The following is a 1,846-nucleotide window of genomic DNA, read 5'->3' on the forward strand; positions in this document are numbered from 1 at the left end:
GCAGGACCAGCGCCAGGACCACGGCCATCCCGAGCGAGCCGATCCCCTGGACCCGCCCTGTCCGCTCGGCGGTGACGATCCCCGCCGCGGCCGCCTCCTCGGACGCCGTGCGGTACTGCTCTGCGGCCCAGCGCTCCCCGCCGCCGGCCTTAAGCACGCGCAGTCCCGCCATGATGTCGGTCGCGCGGCTGCTCGCCCGCCCGATCGCGGCCTGCTGGGCGGTGCTGTGCCGGGAGATGGCGCGGCTGGGCAGGGCCACCAACACCAGGCTGAGCGGGACGCCGATGAGCACGATGAGCCCGACCAGCCAGTCGGTCCACAACAGGTAGACCGAGATCCCCACGATGCTGATCACCGCGGACCCGCCGAGCGCGATCTGCCGGAAGACCAACGCGGCCACGTCGGCGTCGGCCGAGCACACCGAGAGCACGTCACCGGAGCTCGCACCGTCCATCGCGCGCCGCCGGGTCAGCGGCACCCGCGTCACCTCGACCCGCAGATCGTGCGCCTCCTCCTGCAGGGCCCGATTGCTCATCCGCGCGCCGAACCGGTAGCCGAGGCTGAGCACGGTGAACAGCGCGATGAGCCCGACGACCGACCACAGCAGGGCCCACCGGTCGAGCGGGATGATCGCGACGTCGACGATCACGCCGATCGCGATGGGCACCAGCGCCTCACACAACTGCCACAGGGTCATGAGCACCAGGCCCGGGACCACCAGGTGCCGGCGGCGCCGGACCGCGCGGAGCAGGAGTCCGTTGGCGGTGCTCGGCGCATCCGCCGTGGTCGGGGCGCCCGCGGACTGCCGGCGCGTCGACGTCGGTGCTGACATGGGTGTGGGACTCCCGCCGTTGGTGATCTCGCCTGCAAACTCGGCCGACTCAGCAGCGTAGTTCGCGGCGCCCACGCAGCGGCGCCCACACCTCACCTGTCGGATTGCGCCTCACCTGCGGGGCCCCGTAGGTAAGTCGCATCCCGATGGGTGAGGCAGTCCCCAGCGTGGCGTCCCCCTACTGCGCCCGCTTACGGCGCGGTCGTCCCCACCGAGTAGGCGGCCGCCGCGTCGCGCACGTCCATGACGTATTCGCGCGACGCGTTGTAGGACAGCACGGCCCGCTGCCAGTTCTCGGCCTGCGAGAGGTCTCCCCCGTTCGTGCACAGCAGGCGCGCGGCGGACACGGCGGCGTCGTCGATCTGGTTCGGATCGGCGCGCCCGTCGCCGTCGGCGTCGACGCCGTACTTGCGCCACGATTCCGGGATGAACTGCATGGGCCCGACGGCCCGGTCGTTCTCGGTGTCACCGTCCAGCTCGCCGCCGTCGGTGTCGGGGATGTCGGCGAAGCCGGGCGAGCCGTCGAGTTTGATGCCGATGATCGGCGGGAGCGCGTAGCCGTCGTCACTCAATGACGCCCCGCGGTACCGGCCGTGCCGCGTCTCCACGTGCCCGATCCCGGCGAGCGTCGTCCAGGCGAGGTTGCACTCGGGTCGGGTCTGCCGCATGGTCTCGGCGGCGTTGCCGTAGGCGGCGAGCGCGGCGACGGGGATGTTCATCGGCTCGTTGAGTCCCGCCGCCCACTCGCGCAGCTGGTCGGAGGTGCGACCGGGCGCGTTGATGTCGACGCTCGGCACCGGGGCGCCGGCGGCAGGCGGAATGCCCGGGGGGATGGGGGTCGGCGCCTCGCGGGTGGGCCCATAGGAGCACGACGACGACAACACGGCAACGGCGACCAGGCCCGCGAGACTCGCGGTGGCGCGGGGGGTCAGGGTGGGCATCGCGCTCAAGTCTGCCCGAGCGGGGCCCGGCAGCGCGTCGGGGTATCCCCCGATTCCCGGCGGGCCGGCGCCT

2 protein-coding genes are annotated in these 1,846 nt (G+C 72.8%); both read right to left on the minus strand.

Annotated elements, in window-relative coordinates:
- The coding region (locus G6024_RS10800; protein WP_235027865.1) for an ABC transporter transmembrane domain-containing protein at nucleotides 1-832 on the minus strand (832 nt) is incomplete at its 3' end.
- A gap of 191 nt (nucleotides 833-1,023) precedes the next feature.
- Nucleotides 1,024-1,773 (minus strand): lytic transglycosylase domain-containing protein, encoded by a 750-nt coding sequence (locus tag G6024_RS10805; RefSeq protein WP_119192135.1) that lies wholly within the window; start codon nucleotides 1,771-1,773, stop codon nucleotides 1,024-1,026.
- Nucleotides 1,774-1,846 lie beyond the last annotated feature (73 nt).

The sequence above is a fragment of the Dietzia maris genome (assembly GCF_014144855.1).
Classification (GTDB): Bacteria; Actinomycetota; Actinomycetes; order Mycobacteriales; family Mycobacteriaceae; genus Dietzia; species Dietzia kunjamensis.